This is a genomic window from Brucella sp. NBRC 113783, assembly GCF_040372265.1.
Classification (GTDB): domain Bacteria; phylum Pseudomonadota; class Alphaproteobacteria; order Rhizobiales; family Rhizobiaceae; genus Brucella; species Brucella teleogrylli.
The window spans coordinates 16665-38575 of record NZ_BAABRX010000016.1; the positions used below are offsets into that span (position 1 = coordinate 16665).

Below are 21911 nucleotides of genomic sequence, written 5' to 3' on the forward strand. Positions count from 1 at the left end.
CGGATACCTCCACTTCGATTTTATCACGCCGCAATGGCGATCTGTGTCTTGAGATGTTGCGGTCGCTGACCAATGGTTTCGAAAGCCTCCTGGATATCCTCCAGGCTATAGCTTGCATTCGTGAAATTTTCCGTCTGAAAGCGCCCATGCGACAGCAAGGTCAGCGCATCGTGCATGTCCGCGCCCATGCCGGCCACAGAGCCTTTCAGACCGTTCTCCTCGAGTACTGTTCGAAGAATATTGACCGGTATCGCTTCGTCCGGTGCGGTAATGCCAAAGAACGCAATGTGCCCGCCCCGTCTGATCAGATCGAAGGCTTGCTCGTAGAGCTTGCGGCTGCCGACGCTTTCAATCACAAAGTCGGCACCGCATCCGCCCGTCATTTGCAAAACCGTCCGGCGAACTTCAGCAGGATCGCTTACGGCGAAGTCCGCGCCTGCGGCAAGGGCCATTTGGCAGCGCTCCGGTGAAAGATCAACGACGATAATCGGAGCTGCGCCGACCAGCCGCATCATCTGCACATGAAGATTTCCGATTGGCCCGGCGCCGAGCACCACCACTGACTGGCCAAAACTCACGCCCGCTTTGCGCGCCGCGCGCACCACACAGGCAACCGGTTCGGTCAGCGCAAGGATGTCATCGGCAATATTGGCAAATACGGGGATGGCCAGTCGCGCAGGAACCGAAACATATTCCGCGAAAGCCCCGTTACGGCCAATGCCAAGCTGGGTGACTTCCGCACAGTTAAGCACCTCGTTGCGACGGCACCAGAAACAGGTTCCACAGCCTATATTGATATCAACGACGACGCGCGATCCAACCGAAAGATGCTTTACATTGGCACCGCACTCGGCAACCGTTCCACAAAATTCGTGACCTGGAACCAGCGGCAAACTATCGACAGCATAGTGACCGTTGAAAATATGAATATCGGTTCCACAAATTCCGGTTCGCGCCACGCGTATAAGCACGTCCTCCGGCCCTATGCGAGGCACATCGATCTCACGCACCTCAAAACGACGTGGAGTTGAAAGGAAAGCTGCCTTCATTTTCATGAGCTATCCTTCTCACTTTACCGTGCGCAGTTTGGCGCGATCGATCGTCAGGGCGATTGCCGCGATAAGCACGATGCCGAACAGCATTTGCTGCTTGGTCGCGTCGATTTCGAAATAGAGCATCGATGCGCGGATAACCGCAACGATAAGGGTTCCGACAACAGTGTTGATCACCCCGCCGACACCACCTGTAAGCGGCGTGCCTCCGACCAGCACAGCAACAATTGCGGGAAGCAAAAAGCCATTGGCGATGGTCGGCGCGCCACCGGAGAGCTTGACCGCAAAAAGAAGGCCCGCAACCGCGGCCAAGGCACCTGATATGGCGAAAGCCAGAACCTTGAAACGCTTGACATCAAGACCTGAAGCCGCAGCGGCTAGCTCTCCGGCTCCGACCGCCTTAAGCGCACGCCCAAGTGTGGTGCGGCGTTCAATAAATAGACAGATCGCCACCAATGCCCCCGCGATGAGCAATTCATGCGGCACACCAAAACTACGGCCGATCATCCAGCCGAAAGTTTCGTTACGCTGAATGGCGTCCATGTTGAGCGCTCGTTGACCAGAGAGCCATTGTGCGATGGAAAACGCAATGCCGCCAACTGCGAGCGTCGAAATGAAAGACGGCACATAAAGCCTTGTCGTTACGAAGCCCGAAAGCGCGCCAAGAAGAAAGCCCGACAAAATACAAAGTACGGCCACCCACGGCCCCAGGGATGCAAGGTAAACAGACGCGATGACCGTTACCATATTTGCCATCGATTGAGCCGAGAGATCGATACCGCCAATGTAGATCGCAAAGGTAAGACCGAGTGCCATGATGAAAAGCGGCACAATATCGCCTGCTATACCCAGAAGGTTCGACGGCCGCAAAAAGCCTGGATCAGCGAAACCCACGATTGCGACAAGCACAACCAGGGTAATCCAGGGCAAATGTGGTTTAAGGCGCTGAATATCCATCTTATCCTCAGATCATATAATGCAGCAGATCAAACGGCGTCGGCTTGGAAGCCGGGTCGGCCGAAAAGCATTTCTGGATACGCCCATCCTTGAGAACGACAATGGTGTGCGACAATCCAATCGCTTCTTCCAGCGTATCTGCAACCAAAACGATCCCAACTCCTGCCGCGCTCATCTCACGGATCATGTCGTAGACGTCTTCCTTGGCGCCGATGTCGAGACCTCGGGTGGGATGATCGAGAAGCATGATGTCAGAACCGCCTGAACGCCATTTGGCCAGCACAACCTTTTGTTGATTACCGCCTGAGAGATTGCCACAATCGGCAAACTCGGAATGAGCTTTGATCGACAGCTTGTCGATCCAGTCACGGGCAAGGGCTCGTTCCTCCGCGACCCGCAGAACACCGCCGTTTGAATGCTTCTTCATTTGTGAAAGGGTCATGTTCTCATAGACATTCATGCCGGACACAATGCCTTCAATCTTGCGCTCGCGCGGCACATAGCCAACGCCATTGGCAACCGACTGGCGCGGAGAATAAGCATTCGCCTCCTGCCCTTTGATCCGCAAGCATCCGATTGACGGCGTCAACATGCCATAGATTGTCCGAAGGATTGCCTCGCGGCCCGACCCTTCCGTGCCGACCAAACACAGCACCTCGCCGGCATGAAGCTTGAACGAGATATCGCGGACCGGGCCAGGCAGGCCGACATTCTCCATCTCGACAAGCACATTTGCAGCGTCAAAAGGCTTCTGGAGATGTTCCCGGTAATATTGTTTGTCGACGTTGCGCCCCACCATCTTATGCTGGATTTCTTCGGCGCTCGCGCCGCCGCGACCAACAACATCCACGACCTGGCCATCTTTCATGACGTAGATGCGATCAGAAAGTTCCATCACCTCATCCATACGGTGAGAGACGAATATAAAGGACGCACGCGTTGTCAGTTCTCGTACCAGTTTGAAAAGCAGCCCGACCTCTTCCTTTGACAAAACCGAGGTGGGTTCGTCGAGCAAAATGACAAGATCGCCGGCGACACGTTCTTCCAGAGTCAGTACCTTAGCCAATTCCACCAACTGACGCTGAACAAATGACAGTTTCGACGTGACAAGTGTCGGATCGATATCAAGCTTTACCTTGGCAAGTTGTTGGCTCGCCGCTTTTGCCATTGCCTTCCAGTTGACGACGCCAAAACGCACAAACTGGCGTTCGTAACCAAGGAAGATATTTTCCATCACAGTGAGGTTCGGGATGAGCGACTGCTCCTGGAACACCATCCCGATACCCTTTTCCATCGCCTGGCGCGGATTAGCAAAGCGAACGGGGGTTCCATTGATGAGCACCTGTCCTCCGTCCGGTTGATAGGCGCCATAAATGACTTTCATCAAAGTAGATTTACCGGCGCCGTTTTCGCCGACCAATCCGACGATCTCGCCGCGCTTGATGTGAAAATTGATACCCTTCAGGGCATGAACGCCTGGGAATTTCTTGTCGAGGGATTTGAGCTCATACATAGTGCACACCTCACTTGACGAAGGAGACCATCTTGCGGTCGGTCGACAACACAACCGCCACAATAACAAGGAGACCGAGCACGCCGTCCTGAATGAAATCGGGAAGGCCAATAACGACCAGTCCGTTGTCTATCACATTGACGATCAACACGCCCACGAGCGCATTCCACACGCCCCCGATTCCGCCCCAGAGAGCCACACCACCGACCACAACGGAAGTGATGGACACGAACATGAAGTTTGCACCTGTTACCGATTCCGCCTGGCCTATACGCGCCACAACCAGTATGGCGGCGATGGCATAGAAAATACCCGCAAGCGCAAAGCCCACAATACGGACGCGCTTGACGTTAAGACCCGATGCGTGAGCAAGATCCTCACCGCCACCGACCGCATAAAAATTGCGCCCAAGCGTGGTGTGCGTCTGAATGAACCAGGCCACGAGGAAGAAAAAAGCCGCAATGTAAACCATCAATGGAAATCCCAGCCAGCGAACGGTCAGCAAGCTCCGAAAAGCGCTATCGCTAACTCTGACGATATCTCCGCCTGTGAGCAGGATCGCGGCCCCTGTTCCAACGAACCCCATGGCAAGGCTTGCCATAAAAGACGGTATCTTTAGCTTAACATGCACAAGTCCGTTCAATAGGCCTATGAAACCGCCAAGCATCAATATTATCGGAAGGGCAATCCATCCGAGACCTGTCGAGGATCCGCCGAAATAAGCGAAGACAAAGGCAAACGAGACCGCTGTCAGTGAAATCGCCCCTTCCATGGAGAGATCGATCGACCCCATTATGATTATGAAAGTCACACCCACAGCCACCATGAGTGCCGGAGCCGATGCAATGGCAATGCGTGCGAAATTCCTGACCGAGAAGAATGTGGGATTGAGCGCAGTGAAAAGAATGATAAGAGCTATCAGCACCAAAAGCGGTGCCCACTTGATCAAGGTTTCGCGCGATAGATGACGTGCCACGTCGGACTACCTCTTCCTATGAAGTCTGAACTGGGAAAAATGGCGACGGCACTCTGACCGTCGCCAATCGACAAAGATCAGTATTTGATCTGACCGTTCGTTGGACCCCAGAAATCTTTCCAGTCATATGCGGGAACCGCATCCAGATACTTGGCCTTGAACTCGGCCGCATCTTTTTGGGTAATGAGGATCGTCGGCCCATAAAACTCGCGATGTTCTTTTGGCTCCTCCGAAGGCTTGAAGGTTCCAATCGCGGCATGATAGGCGAGCGCAGCGCTGATGCCGCCGCCCCAATGGGGGTTGGTAAATACCGTAGCGAGAAGCTGGCCTTCCATCACCATTTGCACGGCTTCCGGATTGCCGTCATAGGCTACGATCGGCATATTCTCGATGCCTTCAGCGCGCAGGGCTTCAATAACGCCGTAAGCGATATTGTCAGCTGCGCAATGCACACCCTTGATCTTGTCGCCGTATCGCGTAAGAAAGGAAGACATCAATGCCGCACCCTTCTGGGTATCCCAGTCGGCAGGCTGTGCATCGAGCAATTCGATGTTCGGGAAATCTTTCAGGGCATTTTTTAAGCCGTTAAGGCGTTCAACAGCCGGATTATTGGCAGCGATACCCCCAAGATGCACAACGCCGCCCTCTCCGCCCATGGCTTCGAAAAGGATGCGCGCGGTTTCCTCGGCCGGCTTCTCATCGGACCACGTCATATGGGAGACGTAGTTATCGCCGAAGTCCCAGGGATGCAGATCGTCGGTTTTGTTCCATATCGTGGAAATAAAACCGCCAGCAGCCTGGACTGCTTCAACCACGGGACGCGCATTGGGGCTATCGTTGGGATCGCAGGCTATCGCGCAATTGCCATTGCTCTTGGCGAGAAACGCCTTGATGTCTGCCAGCGACTTTTCAGTCGAGCCCTCGTTGATCAGACTGACTAGCGCCGTTTTTGGCCTTCCAAGCGATTCCACGAAGGCTTCGCCGCCCGAAACGACCGAATTCCAATATGCTGATGCGCGGTCGCGATAGCTCCACGCAATCGCGGGATCGCTCAATGCAGCCAGCGCCCCACCACGCCCGAAAACTCCTGGTATGGCAACAGTGCCCAATCCGGCTGCAGCGGCGAAAAGAAAATTCCGACGGTTAAGCGTCTCACGCTCAATAAAATCTTTTATGAAGCTTGACATATGTTCCTCCCGAATTCCGTCTGAAAACGTATCCCGGGCTGCGACTGGCTCGACATTGGCGAGTTCGTTCGTCCGCTATCCGTGATCGGCGCCACTCCTATAACGCACTAACTGGTTACTGCATTATTGCACTTCTCGTCAAGTGGCTTACAATGAACTTGCGCGTGTCGTGTTAACGGTTCGATTTTGACGACACGCGATTCGTACGTGTATGAGTAAATTGCACACACCAACCCCAGCGGAGGACAGGCCTTGAGCGTGACAAGCGAGCAGCAAGAAAAATCAGGCCAAAAACCACGTATCCGCGATGCCGAGGCTACAAAGCTGCGCATTCTGGAAGCTGCAAAAAAAGAATTTGCAAAGAACGGTTTGGGCGGCGCCCGCGTGGACGATATTGCTGAAAAGGCCAAATCCAACAAGCGGATGATTTATCACTACTACGGAAGCAAGGAAGATCTCTTCCGCATTGTGTTAGAGAACGTTTATCTTGAAATTCGCGCTGCGGAGCAAAAATTAAATCTCAAGGACCTTGATCCAAAAGCCGCGCTCGAAAGGCTCGTGCGCTTTACGTGGGAGTATTATCTCAAGAATCCCGAATTCCTCACGCTCGTAAACAGCGAAAATCTGCATCGAGCCAAGCATCTCAAGAAATCCGAAATCGTTCGGGCTTCCAGTCGCAAGCTTGTCAGTATGGTCGCGGAACTATTGGAGCGAGGAGTAAGGGACGGTGTTTTTCGTGAAGGCATCGACCCTGTGCAACTGAATATTACGATTGCCGCGGTTAGCTATTACTATCTGACAAACCGGTTTACAGGTTCAATAATTTTTGAGCGCGATTTAATGGCAAAATCTGCTCTTGAGGATCGGATCCTATTCAACGTAGAAACAATTATGCTTCTTGTCTGCAAGAAATTTTAGCATATTTATTCTTAACAGTATATTCATTATATTTTTAAGATTTCATAATAGAATGAATATTAAATAGCGATTGTCCGATTATTTCAACGCATCAGAAGGATTACTCGAACCCGACCGATTTTTTGCCAGCCTTTAAGTCGAGAAATATTTACGTGTCGCTCGGTGCATTCTCTGGGTTAAATTTTTAGCCATTCGTCTACAACGAAGTGTTCTATGCTGACTCCGCCGTTAGCCGATGTGCGGCTTGTCAGTCAAGAATCTGGGCCAAGCTTCTCAACCGCAACAATCGAGTTCCCTAAACGCCTTGAAGGGAAATGAACCCGCGACCTGAGCTTTAGGTCTTTCTAAGCTATTGTTAGCGCTAAGCAATGAGCGGAAGGTGCTAATCAGTCCGACGCAGCCCCCGAAAATTGCAGACATTGCAATAAAGTCTGAAGCAATAAATCACCACGTCATTCCGCAAGTTGGCCAGTTGGTATCGCCCACTCCCTGTTCACAACATCAATCAGGATAATTTTCTCCTGCTTGCTTTTGCAATCAATATTGCTGACGATGTTACCGGATACCCATCCGGGAGAACTCTTGGGAGGAAAGACATGCAGCATTACGCACTGAAATCGCTTTCCCTTGCCACTGTCATCGCCATTGCAAGTCATCTACCTCTGGCTCAAGCGGCATCGCCAGCCCCGGCGGAAGGCCAGAATGGCATGGTGGTTACGGCCCAGCATCTTGCCTCGCAAGTCGGTATCGATGTGCTGAAGAACGGCGGCAACGCCGTCGATGCGGCAGTCGCGGTCGGCTATGCGCTGGCGGTTGTCTATCCGACTGCCGGTAATCTCGGCGGGGGTGGATTCATGACGATCCGCTTCAAGGACGGCAAGAGCACCTTTCTGGATTTTCGCGAGCGCGCGCCGCTCGCCGCCACTGAGACCATGTATCTGGACAAGGATGGCAAGCCGGTCGAGGGCGCCAGTACTGAAACCTATCTCGCCATCGGCGTGCCAGGCACGGTGGCTGGCCTCGAGGAGGCACGCGTAAAATATGGCACCCGCAAGCGCGAGGAGCTGATTGATCCAGCACTAAAACTCGCCAAGGACGGCTTTACGCTGGAGCTGGGCGATATTCTCTCCTTTGCCGACGGCAATGAAAGACTGGCGAAAGACCCGGCAGCGGCGAGAATCTTCCTGAAAGACGGAAAACCGCTTTCCTTGGGTGAAAAGCTTGTCCAGCCAGATTTGGCAAAGTCGCTTTCGGCCATTTCGGAAAAAGGTCCGGCAGCCTTCTATCAGGGCGAAATCGCCGATCTGATCGTCAAGTCGAGCGAGGAAAAAGGCGGTATTCTCGCCAAGGCCGATTTCGAGCAATACAAAGTCCGCGAGCTGGAACCGGTCAAGTGCAGCTATCGCGGCTATGACATCGTTTCATCGCCACCGCCGTCTTCGGGTGGGCTGATCATCTGCGAAATCCTTAACGTGCTGGAGGGTTATCCGATTTCCTATCTCGGCTATGGCTCGGCGGAAACCACGCGTTTGATGGTGGAAGCGATGCGCCATGCCTATGTGGACCGCAACACGGCATTGGGCGACCCTGATTTCATCGATAATCCAATCGAGAAACTCACCAGCAAGGCCTATGCCGCAGAAATCCGCAGTCGTATCGATCCTTATCGCGCAGGTGTCAGCGAGTCGCTGAAACCGGCTGAATTCAAGGAGTCCAACGAAACCACGCATTATTCCATCGTGGACAAGGACGGCAATGCTGTTGCGGTGACCTATACGCTGAATGGATCGTTCGGCACGGCCAAGGTGGCCGAAGGCACCGGCATTCTTCTCAACAACGAGATGGACGACTTCACCATCAAACCGGGCGTGGCCAATCTCTATGGTCTCATACAAGGCGAAGCAAATGCCATTGAACCGCGCAAATCACCTTTGTCGTCGATGAGCCCGACCATTGTATCGAAGGATGGCAAACCGTTCATGGTTATTGGCAGTCCCGGCGGTTCGCGCATTATCACGATCACGCTCGAGGCGATCATGAATGTCATCGACCACGGCATGGACATTCAGGAGGCAATTGACGCCCCGCGCATCCATCACCAGTGGCTGCCCGACCGGGTCTATATGGAAGCAAACGCTCTTTCGCCGGATACGATCAGGCTACTGACCGGTATGGGCTATACGGTTGGTGAGGACCATGACTGGCCGGTCTGGGGTGAGGCAGCCGGTATTCTTGTCGGTGGCAAGGATATGGCAGCCATCGAAAAAGGCGGCGACAACCGCTATTATGGCGCAATCGATAGTCGAGCCGTCGCTGGTGCAGCCATAGGATACTAGAGCACAAAAGTCGGCGGCTGACTTCATTGCCAGTGAAAATCATCGAATTCTAACGACGGGAATGGGGCCGGGAGCGGAATGACAGCTTTCAGGACCTGCGAGTGGCATAGCCGCCGCTGAGCTGCGGTCAGCATGGCAGACTCGACTCTTTAAGATTTGGGCCGCATAAGCCCAGATTACACAGGTCACAGGTCGATGAGTGTGACCTCAGCCATGGTGTTCTCCCGCATACTTTAAAGCACATCATCATATATGACGCTGCTCACCAAGCTAGCAGTGGGAAACCGGACACAAGATAACGCCCTGAGCAATTTTTGATTGCCTAACCACTTCAAGCGCACCAATTTATAAGCAGTCGATTCACAATGAAAATCCCGCGATGCACCTTGAAAGTCTCCAGCTTCGAAACTTCCGTTGTTACGGTGACCCCGGAACAAAAATAAGCTTGCTCCCCGGCACAAATGCGTTCGTTGGCAACAACGGATCAGGAAAGACGACTGCACTGGAGGCGTTAAAGCGGCTCTTCTCACCAAATCCCGGCGATCGTCAGATCAGGCGCTCGGATATTCATTTTGGCCTGAGTGAAGACGTCAACAATCTGGAAGAGCGCGAACTCGTGATTGATGCGGTCTTCGGGTTCGACACAACAACAGCGATTCCGACGGTGTTCAACGATTTGTTTTTCAGCGCCACAGACCAAAAGCTGAAGGTTCGGATCAGGCTCGAGTGCCACTATCAGCGCTCGCAGTCGCTGGAAAGCGATCTCGAGGTGAAGCTCTATTCCGTGCGGACACTTGATGATGTGCCGTTCGGTCCTGATGACGAATGCAAAACACCACTACGTGGTCGGCCAACGCAATACGCAGAGGTCGTTTATATCCCTGCCCACCGCGATTCTCGTGGTGTCAGCCAGTATGCCTTAAAGAACGTGCTGCAGCGGCTTGAGCGATCGGCCGACTGGACGGCCGATACAAAAGAGAAGTCGGTAGGCTTTGCCGACGATCTCGAGAAAAACCTGAACGACACTGATGCCATAAAGCAGGTCACGGCCACATTGGGCGGGTTTTGGAAGTCATTGCATGACGGCCACTATGATGCAGATCCAACCATTAGCGTTGTGGCTACAGAGTTCGAGAAGCTGATCCGCGATCTTACCCTCAAGTTCGAGAAATCGCCCGGCGGCGGACGTCGTTTGCTTGACGAGCTCAGCGAAGGTCAGATGTCGCTGTTGTATTTCGCTCTTTCAGCAACGCTCCACCAGATTTCGTGGGATATGCAGAAGGCATTGCCCGGCCAGCTAGGCGGTTTCAAAATCGCAGATTTTGTTCACCCGCCGCTCACCATCTTCGCCTTGGAAGAACCGGAAAACCATCTCGCGCCATTCTACCTACCGCGCCTTATGGCCTTGCTTGACCAGCTGAATACAACCGGTGCCGCACAGTCAGTTGTTACGTCGCACGCAACCAGCATTCTCGGTCGTGTCCCGCCGAGAAAGGTACGCTATTTCCGCAATGATAGCGCCTCGTTGACATCCTCAGTACTCCCGCTACCCTTGCCGGCGGCCGAGAGCGAGGAAGACAAATTCCTTCAGCAGGTTATCCTTGCAAACCCCGAGATCTATTTCGCCAAACTGGTTATCATTGGCGAAGGAGACACCGAGAGGGTCGTTATTCCGAAGGTAGCCGACGCACTGGGCGTCAGTCTTGATCCGTCATTCATCGCTTATGTCTCGATCGGAGGCCGACATGCCCAGCATTTGTGGAGACTTCTGAATGGCCTGCAGATTCCGCATATCACGCTGCTGGACTTCGACCTTGGGCGCCATGGCGGTGGGATGGGACGCCTGAAAAACATGGTGCAATGGCTAGCAGCACTTGGTGCGGGGTATGTTCCCAAGCTTGAGAACGTAACCACAAAAGTGCTCGAGCCCGCCCAAGTAGCAAGCATGCCTAATAACAGCACGCTAAATGCAACGTCATACCCAAATTGGCTCCACTGGCCACGTGCGAACAATATTTTCTATTCCGATCCTGTCGATCTGGACATGATGATGATGCAAGCCTTTCCAGAGGCTTATGTTCCCGAGACGGCCTATGACGCAACCAAGGACGAACCGGACAAGACTGCCAAAGCGGTTTTCGGCGACAAGGGACCTGGTGTATCGGAGCTGACGGCAGTTGGAAAATCCGCTACGCCGCAAGAGCTTCACAATTACAAGGCGTTGTTCAAGTCTGGATCGAAACCAGGCTCGCACTTGCTGGCGTTCGCAAAAATCAAGCGTGAAGACCTTAAGGTGAAATGCCCGGAACCACTCCGTGCTTTGGTCAAGCGTGCGGAGGAACTCATCCGTACGCACGCAGCCGTGCGGCCGGAGACAGGCGCATGAGTTATGTCAACCCCGATGACTGGACGCCATCTGGCGGGGTAACCCTAGAAGGGGTGGCACTCGAGGTCGTCAAATCAGTGAAGTCAATGTCCGTTCTGGCGGGGCCTGGTTCAGGCAAAACGGAAATCTTGGCACAACGCGCTTCGTTCCTGCTAACCACCGGACAATGCCCTCCTCCAAGACGGATCCTTGCGATAGCTTTCAAGGTGGACGCAGCCCGTAATTTGCAGGAACGGGTCGAGAAGCGGAACACGCCCGAGGCTGCACGCCGCTTTGAATCCCTCACGCTTGACGGCTTCGCCAAACGACTGCTTGACCAATTCCTAGAGGCATTGCCGCAGAACATACGGCCATCTGCAGACTACGACATAGTCTTCCCCAACAAGGATATCTGGCGGGACTTCCGGCAGTCTTGTCGCCAGAACGAGCCCAGCGTTGATAACTACAACGATGGCAGTCTGGCCAAGCTTGTGCATAAGGCATTCCCAAGCTTTTCCCACCCTGTCACCGAACAAGGTGAGCATATCCGGAGATTGTGGTGGCGGTACTGTTATCGAGGGAAAAAATCCGCTCTCACCTTCGCCATGGTGAAGATGCTGGCGGTTCACATACTTAACTCACAACCAACGATCCTCGCCGCGATCCGTGCGACTTACTCCCATGTCTTCATGGACGAGTTTCAGGATGTAACCGGGCACCAGTATGCGTTGGTGAAAGCGGCCTTCCACAATAGCAGCTCTGTCGTGACGGCAGTTGGCGATACCAATCAGGCGATTATGGGCTGGGCTGGCGCCCTGCCAGCGATATTTGGTGAGTTCAACGCCGACTTTGGAGCATCCAGCCAACGGCTGCTTTTCAATTTCAGATCCAATGCTCGTATTGTCGCGCTCATTAACTCGCTTTCCGAAATGTTTGAGGACGATCCCGTCCCGACGACAGCTGCTCGCGAACACGATCCGGTGCCAGAGAACGCAGCGGAGATATGGGTGTCTCCCACGCGGGACAAAGAGAGCGCATTCCTTGCCAGATATATCAAGTCTGCCTTGGACGCGGATCCGGAACTGAAGGTCCATGATTTTGTAATCCTCGCACGACTTTGGGTTGATAAATTGGAAGAGCGGCTTACTCAACCGTTTGCAGATGCCGGCCTGACAGTGCGTAACGATGCCCGCAACTACGGCCCTGTCGCGCTCCAGGACCTTGTGAAAGAACCGGTTGCACGTTTCCTCGTGTCAGCCCTAAAAATGGCATTTCAGGTGAGGGATGGAACACCTTTCCAGACCTGCCGCGACATCGTTGCCGAATTGCAGGGTGATGACATCAACACCGAACGCGGAAATGCAGAGAGCTTGCGCACGGTTCAGAAAATCACAAAAGATCTGGCCGAACTCGCTGCAGGTAAAACAACGCAGCAGCTTTCGGCAGCGCAAATTCTCGAACTATCATTGCCTGATTGGCGCCGGAGCCAGTTTACCAAGGCCTTCAAGGAATATTCAAATCCCTATTACCTGAACAAGATAATCGCCGGGTTGGCTGATTTTCTCGACGAATGCCTGCGGCCAGCCAGCAGTATGTCCGAAGCCGTAGAGGCTGTGGAAGGAAAGAATGTCGTCAGACTGATGACGATCCACAAGTCGAAGGGGCTGGAATACAATACGGTGATATTCACGGAGTTTAATGACGATGCCTTCTGGAACAGCGACGACGACGTGAACGTGTTCTTCGTCGCCTTGTCGCGTGCTCGGGAAAGGCTCAAGTTCTCCCTGACGGAGGACTCCAAGGGGCTCCGCAACGTCGCCAAGTTTCTGGAGAAACTACAGGAATCTGGCGTGCCGGTTGTCGAAGTTCAATAAGTTCTCTGGTTTAATCTAAAGCACCAGATTCACTACCTCAGACTTATGTTTCATGTTGGCCAGCGCTTCGTGGCGGATCCGGAACTGGCTCCGCCACTTGATCGCCGGCTTTGCGGACGAGATATTCTCGATCTTGATCGCCGGGTCGTAATAGGGCGTGCCGGCCGTGATCTTCTTTAGGAACAGCGTCGGGTCAGTGTTTTCGCAAAGCTGGATCCGTGGGCCGTAGGAGTATTCGCGTCTGTGGCTACCGTTCTCGGCGTGAACGTCAATACCGAAGGGCGGCGGGGTCATTGGGCTATCCACCATCGTTCGAATGTGTCGTCCAAACGCCAATCTTTCGCCAAGCGCCGCAATAGAATTTCCCGGCGTTCTCGAATATCTGAGGGCATCCATGTCGAATAGGCGCGCACCTCGTTAGTCAGAGTGAATGCGCTTGAATTTCCAGGCGCGAAGTATTGGCTCTTCTTGACATCAAACTCGAAATTTCGGGCTGCCGCATTCTTTCGAAAATTCAGCAGCACAAGATTCCCCAACGTGTGAAGCCAAGAACTGTGCGCTTCGAGGTCGGAAAACCACTCTCCCCACTGGGAATTGTCCGGGAGGGTCTGTGGACAGACGTGTTCGACCGAAATCGTCGGATAGTCATAGATTGCCGATCCGTCCGTTGAGGCTTGCTCTAGCCGCAACAAAATCGGTTTCACTACTCGCGTTGCGAGATACACGTCACCGTCTAGGGCGTTGAACATAGCAAAAGCTTCGGCTTGGGTGAGGGTGAAACCTGTCGAGCGATCCTTCACGCTGACTCTGGGCTTTAGCTCCGAAAGCGGTTCCAACGCATCCAGCACGTCCGCATATCGCGACATACGCGTGTTCACGTCCGCTCGAACCATGAAGAGGTAATAGGCCAACCTCTCAAGCTGGAACACGATGTCCGGAACATCATCCCGTTTGCCCTCGTTACTCTGCCTCAGACAGAGTATCAGCGGCGGAAGCCAGTCCTTATTATCTAGCCTATCCAGTGATCGCACAAGGTCGGCCGTTTTGGGTCCGAACCGTTTTCTGAGTTCAGCGTCATTCTGCGACAACGTGAAAGCGTCAGCATAGGGTTCTAGGACTTTGTCGACGAACCCTACGGGGTCATCGCGGAAGATCGGCACCTGCTCGGGGAACCCGTTCTCAAGCGCGGATCGCGGTTTGTCGCGCTCGAAGATCATCCGAATGTGGGTGAACAGATCGCCGAACTTTCCGCGTTCAAGGGCGACCTCGATGTCCTCCCACCTTTGGGAAAGGTGGCGTTCTCTCAACTCGCCTGCGCGCTCAAGAAGGTCGGCCTTGAGGATGTCGGTCGCAGAAAGGTCCATCCCCCGGGCGTTGAGCACTGTGAAGATGCGGCGGGCGGCGGTTTGGGTCGGCACTTCCACAACGACTAGGTAACAGCTCTGCAGGAGAAAACGCAGAAGCTCGCTCCGTTTGTCCTCGCCCATCGCCACCAGCTTCGCACGAATGGTCGTGGCGTTCTCGATGATCCGGGCCTTCGCCCCGGAGTGGCCATCAGCCGACGGAAGACTTTCGGTAGCCCCCCGTGTTTGAATATGCTTCTCGAAGAACGCTTGGTCCTTCTGCCTGAGTTGAAGCCGCAACGCTTCGGGGATGCCTTCGTCCTCGTTGGCGACTTGCTTGATATAGGTCTCGCGGCTGGCCTGTTTCACAGGATCTTCCGTCAAGTCGCGTATCAAGCTGAAGAGGATAGTCAGCGTTGTCAGGCGCTGTTGCCCGTCCACGACGCGTGAGTCAGGACTGCCATGCGTTTTGACGAGAACAATGCTTCCAAGGAAATAGAACCCGTCCGACCGCGACTCCGGCCCCATGGCATCCGAAAGGTCGGTCAGCAGTTCTTCAACCTGGGTGGTCTCCCACGCATAGGGGCGCTGATACGCCGGAATCGTGAAGGAGTAATCCTTCGAGAACACCTCCGCAACTTTCTTGTGAGCGGCCTCAATGCGAAGTTGGGCGACATCCTGCATGATCAATCCTTCGAGTTGCGGTTTGCGCGCTGCGCAAGTTAAGGCTCTGCACAATAAACATCATCCGTCCGAGTTGTTACCACCGGGACGCGGGCGGTTCGCAACGGTTGACCAAACAGGTCTTTGTCTCAAGGCATCGGCAAGATCCCGGAGATGTCATCAGAAAGCGATGCAGTTGGTAACGACAGGGAGATCTCTATATGTACTGAGCCTCGCACATTGTCTATGAAATGTGCGCTTATATTAACATCAACATTGAGAGCCCGGGACATAAGGGTATGCGGCTTCAGTAAATAGCTACTTCCTAGTTCTAGCAGCCAAAAGCGCCTTTCTCTTTTCTACCACAAACAGGACCATCAGCTAAAATAAATCGACTGGCTGCTTTTGGGGGATCTCATAGCCCGCATGTATGACAGAAATAAAGCGGATTGCCGATCGGCCGGTTGCGACCTCAAATCGGACGTTCCAAAATCATTGATGACTTCTCGTAAACTGCCCCTAGTCCAAAGGACATTTGAGCAGCACAAAGTTCCGATTTCGTCTATCCATAAAGAGGCAAATTTCGGAGGGACAGATGAAGGTACCGGTAGAATTCGAGAACATTATCGCTGATGTGGAAAAACGACAGGAGCCGATTCCATCTCACTACTTTCAGACGGAGTTGATGAAGGCCCGCACGAAGCTCGGGAACGAACTCGACGTTGACCTAAATGCCGGTGCATTTGCTGAACTCGTCGCATGGACCTTGACAACTGAAGCTTGGGGCCTTGAGCCGTGGCATTCTTACTTCGGCCCGTTCGGCTCATGGATCAGCATCGACGGGAAGAAGGCATTCGCGCCAGCTGTCGACCAGGTCGATGAAGCGATCTTCCGGCATTGGGCCAGTCGTGTCGGTCAGTTCAAGCACCCCGGACTGCAGGCTCGCTACGCGGACCTATGCTGGGAGCTTGCGAGGACGGTCGGCAATGCTAAACCGGATTTTCGCCATGCCATCGCTGCCGTTGATGCGTATCTCGAAGGCGTGTCTAGCGGTCTCGTCACAGAGTTTCATGAGCAGATCGCGTCAGCCAGCCGGGCACTCGATATCGCTCGCCAAGTTCGGGACAACGACCGATCCGAGGCAGCGATCGTCATGCTCTTGCAGCTTCATGATAAAGCCGTGGCGGGAGAGGGGTGGTGGTGGAAGACCTACGACCGCCTGATTGGGGATAAGGCATTGACCGATGACAGACGTGCCCACCTCGCCCAGAGCCTAGAGGGGCTGGCGGCTGAATACGCAGACACTGCGAACCCTGAAAGGTTTGACCCCTTCCAACTCGAGAGCGTCTCCGAACGGCTGCAGGCCTACTATAATCGCGTCGGCAGCCGCCCGGACGTGGTCCGGCTTCAGGAGACAGTGGGTAGGGCTTTCGAGCACACCGCCCGTCTCGGTGACAACCTACGCGCGTCCTCAATGCTCCAGAGCGCCGAAAACGCCTATCTCGATGCCGGCAAGCAAGAGGATGCCAAACGAGCGAGGATCGCGCGGATAAAGGCGATCGAAGCGTCTCGTGAGGAAATGCAGACGTTTGAGACGACTCAGACGATCACGAAGGAGGAAATGGATATATTCGTCTCCACGGTGGTCACCGACAATCCGCTGCATACTTTCGCCAGGATTGCGAACCAGTTTGTGCCCGAGGTCGCGCAGATAGAGGCCCAAATCAAAAAGGGTGGGGATGACGGCGAGGGTTCGATCATGGACTTTATTCCCATCGCGATAATGGCGAAAGATCATCAAGCCGCTATGCTTGGAGGCGTAGAAGACGATCTTGATGGACGTATAATCCATCATGCCCAGCAGAATGTGCAGTGGACTTCACCATACCTGCACCGCGCGCTGCAGTCAGCGATCGAGAAACACGGACTCAACCCATATGCGGTTACCGGGTTTGCTGAGCGCTCGAGCCTATTCGAAGATTCCAGCTTCCTACTCGAAGGCGTGGGCGCGTGGTTCGCTCGCGATCACATGAAAGCAATCCATGTGCTGGTCCCCCAGGTGGAGCGTGCACTTCGCACTATCGCCGGTAAACTGGGTGAACCCGTGACGAAAAAGCACCCAACTATGCCAGACCGCGAGATCGCTATTGGGATGGGTGAAATATTCGGAAATAAGGCCGTTAAGGACATCCTCGGCGCTGATCTGACGCTCTATTTCAAGCTTATATACTCCGATCCTCGGGGACTAAACCTGCGGAATTCGATTGCACATGGCACGCTTGAGCGCGGTATGATCAATGCAGTGATCAGCGATCTCCTGATCCACTCTCTGCTTGTACTTGGCTTGTGGGAACAACTAGCGGATCACCGGAAGAATAAGGCGGCTGGAGGCTGAGGGAGGAACAACCGACTCGGACTGTCGTGCGTTGTCGTCCAAACTCCATTACCAGTGGAAGGCGGCTTTCCCAGCGCAGTTTTCCAGAACCTGCCATTCCGCTCCCCACCCTTCACGGTCGTTAGCAGCAAAAAAGCGGAATGACCGCTTTGGAATGCGTGTGAATTGTACGGTAATATCTGCAATGACGCGCTTAACGGTCCAACAGCTTCCGACCCCCATTTCGGTCATCCCGTCGCCAATGGTCGATACCTCATACTTGCCGTTCGCGGTGTGGTCAGTTTGCACCGATTTTGGCAAGCCCGGTTTGAAGTTGGCAGATAATCTCACCGAGTTGACCTGAAGTTAGGAGACCCGGGCCGAGCGGGCCAGACTTGTTCTCGCCAACAGGCGGAAGCTGCAAAAGTGCAGCCTGCACTTCCGCCGTAACCTGTCCGAGTTGCCAAGCAATCTCTTTGTCGGCGGCTTCGGCCTGATCTGAGGCGGCTAGGCTGGCCGCTTTCACGGCGTATGCAGCGGCCCCCAAGGCGTATGCGCCCATGTGGCAGATTGCCGATGCTTGACCATCCAGAATGGCCCCCATCTGCGCGGCGGCTGCAGTCCGAGCATTTCAGCCTGAAACAGGGCAGAGCCGTGTGCGTCTTGTGTCGCCAGGATCGTGTGGTTGAATTCGATTCTCATCAGTGCTCTCCCATCCCGAAGCTTACCCGCTGTGCCCCGACCCGCCTGAGCGTCGAGGCCACCACAAGCACGGCAATCACTGCCGTGCCCGCGACGATGTAGGCGGCTGAATCCCAGCCGAACCGATCCAGTGCGCCGCCGATGGCTGTCGGACCAAGAATCTGTCCGAGATTGCTGCCTTGAATGATCAGACCCAGAACGACCGGAACCAACCTTGCCGCTGGCGCCACGAGTGGCGCGGAGGACAGCAGGATCGCCGGGATCACACCGCCGACAGTCGAGAACAACAGGCACAGGCCGAAGGCCGCACCGTCCGGCAGAACAGGGAGAAAGATCCCGAAGCTGGCCAGTCCCATGACGAGGCATGCCGCGATCAGGAGCGCCGGGCGGCTAAAGCCCCTGGAGAGGAGCAGGCCCGCCGTCAGATTGCCGATGACGTTCACGGCCGAGGCCAGTGCACTGAGCAGTCCGGCCGTCTGGTGCGTCACCTGTAACCGCTCCATCAGCAGCACCGGCAGGAAGCTGAAGACCGCGAAGAACATCATGCTGTAGAGCGCAATGGTGATCGCCAGCCCCACAGCGCTACGGTCGCGTGCCACGGTCATGCTGTCGCGGCGCAAGCCGTTCCAGGACATGATCTGGCCTTGCCCGCCAGCGGAAATGACAAGTGGAACAGCGATGCAGATGGCCAGCGCCAGCGCCCCGCTTGCCCACCACATCCTCTGCCAGTCCTCGAAGAACGGCCCCACCAGCATCGCCACCGCCATGCCGACTGGCATGAAGCAGCTCCAGAGGGCGAAGGCCAGATCACTATCAGCTGGTCGCGTAACCTCCTGGAGCAATGAGGGCGCCGCGACCGTCACCAACAGGAAACCCGCCCCTTCGATAATGCGGCCACAAAACAGGCTGGGCAGTCCCGGTATCGCTGCGCCAAGCGCCGCGCCGACTGTCGTGACCAGGAGCCCGATGATGAGGATGCGTCTCGCACCGAAACGCGCAACAAACGCCCCGGTCGGAATGCCGCCGACAAGGCCGATGAGCGCAAATATTCCAGTCAGCCAGCCGATCGCCGTCAGCCCGATTCCGAAATCATTCTGCAACAGGGGCGCTGCAATCGCCGCCTTGCCAACCTGCAAGGCGGCTGCAATTCCGCTGCCAACGATGACGAACACGGCGGTCCAGTGCGTGGACACTGCTTTCGTTGTTGATGGCGTGTCCATCACGAGCCCCTTGCCGCGTGCCCGGCCACGAGGGTGGCCGCGATCCCGGCGACATGCCGTCCCTGGAAGCGCGCGCCCTCCAGCTCGTTTTCACTGACCTCGCGATGCCCTCCCAATCCATCATCGGCCAGCGTCGATGCACCATAGGGCGAGCAGCCGGTGATTTCGTCCATCCGCATCTGGCCCTTGAAGCTGTAAGGCAGGCCGACAATGATCATGCCGAGGTGGAACAGAACGGTCTGGGTGGACAAGATCGTTGTTTCCTGCCCGCCATGCTGGCTGCCGGTTGAGGTGAAGACGCTGCCGACTTTTCCGACCAGCTTGTCCTCGAACCAGAGGCCACCGGTCTGGTCGAGAAAGTTCTTCATCTGCGATGCCATATTGCCGAAACGGGTCGGCGTTCCGATGATGATGGCATCGTAATCCGCAAGCTCGGCCACCGTTGCGACGGGCGCGGACTGGTCGACCTTGTATCCGGACTTCGCAGCAACCGCTTCGGGAACAAGCTCAGGCACCCGCCTGATCGCCACCGTCACACCCGCCTCACGCGCGCCATCAGCCACGGCCGAAGCCATCGTCTCGACGTGACCATAAGAGGAATAGTAAAGCACCAGCACCTTCGTCATCTCGTCGACCTCGCGCGTTGATTTCATTGAGCGGAAGGTTGCATCAAATGGATGAGCGAAATAAGTGATATAAAAATGATATAGTTGATCATGAGGAAAGATCATGCTGGATGCCCTTACGCTTGATCAGATCCGGACTTTCGTAACCATTGCCGACAGCGGCAGCTTCCGCGCTGCAGCCCAGAAGCTTTCGCGCGTCCAGTCGGGCGTCAGCGCCACCATCGCCAACCTTGAGGCCGCGCTTGGCGTGGAACTGTTCGACCGTTCCGGCTACAAGCCGGCCTTGACACCGCAGGGGCAGGTATTGCTCGGCAACGCACGCGACATCATTCTGCGCGTGGACGTATTGCGCGCCCAGGCGCGCGGTTTTGCGCATGGCGTCGAGACGGAACTCGCGATTTCTGTCGATACGCTCTTTCCCATGCACGAGGTCGCACGCGCGATCTCACGAATGCGACACGATTACCCTGCCGTTGCCGTCCGTGTATGGTCGGAGGCTATGGGCGGTCCGCTCGATGCGCTCAGGAAGAGCCGTTGTGCGCTTGCGGTAATGGTGGGTGAAGATTTCCGCGACCCCCGTATCAAATTCGAGCCGCTGATATCCATCAGCCAGGTCGCGGTCGTCGCTTCAAGCCATCCGCTGGCCCACCGCCATGCGGGCCGACCACTGGAGCTGATGGATGTTGCCGATCATCTCCAGATCGTTCTGACCGACCCGTCCGACATATCAGCAGGCCGGGATTTCGGGGTGGTTTCGTCACAGACCTGCCGCGTCAACACGCAGGATACCAAACATCACCTCATCCTGGAGGGCGCGGGCTGGGGGCGGCTCCCCCATTGGCTCGTTGAGAGGGACCTGGAACAGGGAACGCTCGTGCGACTCAATGTCAACGCCATCGGTCGCAATGGCGAGATCACGTCTGGTGCCTATCTTGCCCACCGCCGGGACGAGGCATTGGGACCTGCAGCGCAGAAACTTGCCGATCTACTGATCAGCCATGAAACGGGTGTCGTCTTCTAGTCGAGCCAGGCGATCGCGACGTTACTTCCCCTTGAGTTATTACTGGTTCGCGGACGTTTACCGTCAGGCATCGCCCCGCCTCAAGGGCTGCCTGAGAGTTCCGAACGGTCAGCGAGTTCCAGTCCCAACCACTTTATTCCAGTTGAGCCGTTGGCCGAAGAACAGTGCGTCCAACAGAACAATCCAACGGCGGATACGTACCTCTGGATCACATAGCTGAACTCATCCGTCTGATGTGCTGCTTCGCTGATGCCGTGACTCAGGAAAACCGAGCCGTATCAGCCCTTCAAAGTGTCCATTTCATGCAACTGGCCGTGCCGCACGTTTACATGTTCGAAGAACCTGAACCGTTCCTGAGGATCAGGACATCTCCGCCGAACCGATGATCCTCGTTCCTGTGCGATGACCAAGCGCGGCTTCGAGCAGAGCCTCCGCGATCCTTGTAGCGGGATTGATCTGCCAAGCCTTGGGGAGGACGGGGCCGAAAAGTTTTAGCAAGCGTAGCCACATGCTCGCCGGCACGCCGTTCGGCCCGGTCGCCGCCAATCAGCCCCGGTCGCACGAGGGTCAGTGACGGAAAGTCCAGCATAGCCAGATCCGCTTCCAGTTCGCCCTTCACCCGCGAATAGAAGAAGGGCGAATTGCGGTTGGCGCCCATGGCGGAGACGACAGCCAAGCGCGGCGTACCATGCGCCTGGCAAGCCGGGCGACGGCAAGGGGGTAGTCGTGATCGACTTCGCGAAACGCTTCACGTGAACCTGCCTTCGCGATCGTCGTCCCGAGT

18 protein-coding genes are annotated in these 21911 nt (G+C 55.2%); 6 read left to right on the plus strand and 12 right to left on the minus strand.

All coding sequences use genetic code 11. The annotated features are described in order from the left end of the window. Positions 1-23 precede the first annotated feature (23 nt). The 5 genes from ABWW11_RS23965 to ABWW11_RS23985 all read right to left on the minus strand — a co-directional run bounded on the left by ABWW11_RS23965 (position 24) and on the right by ABWW11_RS23985 (position 5685). The gene (locus tag ABWW11_RS23965; protein WP_244597055.1) at positions 24-1055 is read right to left on the minus strand and encodes a zinc-dependent alcohol dehydrogenase; all 1032 of its coding nucleotides are present in this window, start codon (positions 1053-1055) and stop codon (positions 24-26) included. 12 nt (positions 1056-1067) lie between these two features. Further along, the gene (locus tag ABWW11_RS23970; protein WP_078341244.1) at positions 1068-2009 is read right to left on the minus strand and encodes an ABC transporter permease; all 942 of its coding nucleotides are present in this window, start codon (positions 2007-2009) and stop codon (positions 1068-1070) included. A gap of 7 nt (positions 2010-2016) precedes the next feature. Next, positions 2017-3522: a sugar ABC transporter ATP-binding protein gene (locus ABWW11_RS23975; RefSeq protein WP_109366361.1), complete on the minus strand. Its 1506-nt coding sequence runs from the start codon at positions 3520-3522 to the stop codon at positions 2017-2019. A gap of 10 nt (positions 3523-3532) precedes the next feature. Next, positions 3533-4498 (minus strand): ABC transporter permease, encoded by a 966-nt coding sequence (locus ABWW11_RS23980; protein ID WP_109366362.1) that lies wholly within the window; start codon positions 4496-4498, stop codon positions 3533-3535. 77 nt (positions 4499-4575) lie between these two features. After that, positions 4576-5685: a sugar ABC transporter substrate-binding protein gene (locus ABWW11_RS23985; protein WP_109366363.1), complete on the minus strand. Its 1110-nt coding sequence runs from the start codon at positions 5683-5685 to the stop codon at positions 4576-4578. Positions 5686-5937: 252 nt separating this feature from the next. Here ABWW11_RS23985 and ABWW11_RS23990 point away from each other — a divergent pair, with 252 nt between their 5' ends. The 4 genes from ABWW11_RS23990 to ABWW11_RS24005 all read left to right on the plus strand — a co-directional run bounded on the left by ABWW11_RS23990 (position 5938) and on the right by ABWW11_RS24005 (position 13178). Continuing rightward, entirely contained in the window at positions 5938-6603 is a 666-nt protein-coding gene (locus tag ABWW11_RS23990; RefSeq protein WP_109366364.1) for a TetR/AcrR family transcriptional regulator, read from the plus strand. Positions 6604-7199: 596 nt separating this feature from the next. Then, complete coding sequence (gene ggt, locus ABWW11_RS23995) at positions 7200-8939, plus strand: gamma-glutamyltransferase (protein ID WP_109366365.1); 1740 nt, start codon at positions 7200-7202, stop codon at positions 8937-8939. Positions 8940-9318: 379 nt separating this feature from the next. After that, entirely contained in the window at positions 9319-11325 is a 2007-nt protein-coding gene (locus tag ABWW11_RS24000) for an ATP-dependent nuclease (protein ID WP_109366366.1), read from the plus strand. Next, a complete protein-coding gene (locus ABWW11_RS24005) occupies positions 11322-13178 on the plus strand; it encodes a UvrD-helicase domain-containing protein (RefSeq protein ID WP_181375987.1) in 1857 nt (618 codons plus the stop codon). Before ABWW11_RS24000 ends, ABWW11_RS24005 begins: the two co-directional genes overlap by 4 nt. Before the next feature lie 15 nt (positions 13179-13193). Here ABWW11_RS24005 and ABWW11_RS24010 read toward each other — a convergent pair whose 3' ends face one another. After that, positions 13194-13472 (minus strand): hypothetical protein, encoded by a 279-nt coding sequence (locus ABWW11_RS24010; protein WP_109366368.1) that lies wholly within the window; start codon positions 13470-13472, stop codon positions 13194-13196. After that, complete coding sequence (locus tag ABWW11_RS24015) at positions 13469-15205, minus strand: DUF262 domain-containing protein (protein WP_109366369.1); 1737 nt, start codon at positions 15203-15205, stop codon at positions 13469-13471. Before ABWW11_RS24015 ends, ABWW11_RS24010 begins: the two co-directional genes overlap by 4 nt. Before the next feature lie 574 nt (positions 15206-15779). Here ABWW11_RS24015 and ABWW11_RS24020 point away from each other — a divergent pair. Beyond that, positions 15780-17579, plus strand: coding sequence for a DUF7380 domain-containing protein (locus tag ABWW11_RS24020; protein WP_109366370.1), 1800 nt, complete (start codon positions 15780-15782; stop codon positions 17577-17579). A gap of 277 nt (positions 17580-17856) precedes the next feature. On the opposite strand, the gene ABWW11_RS24025 is transcribed toward ABWW11_RS24020, so the two are convergent. From ABWW11_RS24025 to wrbA, 4 genes are read right to left on the minus strand one after another with little or no spacing between them, the layout of a single operon-like run. After that, entirely contained in the window at positions 17857-18162 is a 306-nt protein-coding gene (locus ABWW11_RS24025; RefSeq protein ID WP_063881615.1) for a putative immunity protein, read from the minus strand. Beyond that, a complete protein-coding gene (locus ABWW11_RS24030) occupies positions 18081-18260 on the minus strand; it encodes a VOC family protein (protein ID WP_100556840.1) in 180 nt (59 codons plus the stop codon). The genes ABWW11_RS24025 and ABWW11_RS24030 overlap by 82 nt, the downstream gene beginning before the upstream one ends. Further along, a complete protein-coding gene (locus ABWW11_RS24035; protein WP_100556839.1) occupies positions 18260-19480 on the minus strand; it encodes an MFS transporter in 1221 nt (406 codons plus the stop codon). The genes ABWW11_RS24030 and ABWW11_RS24035 overlap by 1 nt, the downstream gene beginning before the upstream one ends. Then, positions 19480-20106, minus strand: coding sequence for an NAD(P)H:quinone oxidoreductase (wrbA, locus tag ABWW11_RS24040; RefSeq protein WP_063881646.1), 627 nt, complete (start codon positions 20104-20106; stop codon positions 19480-19482). Before wrbA ends, ABWW11_RS24035 begins: the two co-directional genes overlap by 1 nt. A gap of 103 nt (positions 20107-20209) precedes the next feature. Here wrbA and ABWW11_RS24045 point away from each other — a divergent pair, with 103 nt between their 5' ends. Next, entirely contained in the window at positions 20210-21127 is a 918-nt protein-coding gene (locus tag ABWW11_RS24045; protein WP_063881613.1) for a LysR family transcriptional regulator, read from the plus strand. Positions 21128-21452: 325 nt separating this feature from the next. Here ABWW11_RS24045 and ABWW11_RS24050 read toward each other — a convergent pair whose 3' ends face one another. Then, positions 21453-21803, minus strand: coding sequence for a Rossmann-fold NAD(P)-binding domain-containing protein (locus ABWW11_RS24050; RefSeq protein WP_124915751.1), 351 nt, complete (start codon positions 21801-21803; stop codon positions 21453-21455). Positions 21804-21911: the final 108 nt, after the last annotated feature.

Excerpts from the sequence above, each read along its gene's own strand:
- ABWW11_RS24035 (WP_100556839.1), bottom strand. The coding sequence starts at position 19,480 with ATGGACACGCCATCAACAACGAAAGCAGTGTCCACGCACTGGACCGCC.
- ABWW11_RS24005 (WP_181375987.1), top strand. The coding sequence starts at position 11,322 with ATGAGTTATGTCAACCCCGATGACTGGACGCCATCTGGCGGGGTAACC.
- ABWW11_RS24015 (WP_109366369.1), bottom strand. The coding sequence starts at position 15,205 with ATGCAGGATGTCGCCCAACTTCGCATTGAGGCCGCTCACAAGAAAGTT.
- ABWW11_RS23975 (WP_109366361.1), bottom strand. The coding sequence starts at position 3,522 with ATGTATGAGCTCAAATCCCTCGACAAGAAATTCCCAGGCGTTCATGCC.
- ABWW11_RS23965 (WP_244597055.1), bottom strand. The coding sequence starts at position 1,055 with ATGAAAATGAAGGCAGCTTTCCTTTCAACTCCACGTCGTTTTGAGGTG.
- ABWW11_RS24000 (WP_109366366.1), top strand. The coding sequence starts at position 9,319 with ATGCACCTTGAAAGTCTCCAGCTTCGAAACTTCCGTTGTTACGGTGAC.
- wrbA (WP_063881646.1), bottom strand. The coding sequence starts at position 20,106 with ATGACGAAGGTGCTGGTGCTTTACTATTCCTCTTATGGTCACGTCGAG.
- ABWW11_RS24045 (WP_063881613.1), top strand. The coding sequence starts at position 20,210 with ATGCTGGATGCCCTTACGCTTGATCAGATCCGGACTTTCGTAACCATT.
- ABWW11_RS24010 (WP_109366368.1), bottom strand. The coding sequence starts at position 13,472 with ATGACCCCGCCGCCCTTCGGTATTGACGTTCACGCCGAGAACGGTAGC.
- ABWW11_RS24020 (WP_109366370.1), top strand. The coding sequence starts at position 15,780 with ATGAAGGTACCGGTAGAATTCGAGAACATTATCGCTGATGTGGAAAAA.
- ABWW11_RS23985 (WP_109366363.1), bottom strand. The coding sequence starts at position 5,685 with ATGTCAAGCTTCATAAAAGATTTTATTGAGCGTGAGACGCTTAACCGT.
- ABWW11_RS24030 (WP_100556840.1), bottom strand. The coding sequence starts at position 18,260 with ATGAGAATCGAATTCAACCACACGATCCTGGCGACACAAGACGCACAC.
- ggt (WP_109366365.1), top strand. The coding sequence starts at position 7,200 with ATGCAGCATTACGCACTGAAATCGCTTTCCCTTGCCACTGTCATCGCC.
- ABWW11_RS23970 (WP_078341244.1), bottom strand. The coding sequence starts at position 2,009 with ATGGATATTCAGCGCCTTAAACCACATTTGCCCTGGATTACCCTGGTT.
- ABWW11_RS24025 (WP_063881615.1), bottom strand. The coding sequence starts at position 18,162 with ATGGGGGCCATTCTGGATGGTCAAGCATCGGCAATCTGCCACATGGGC.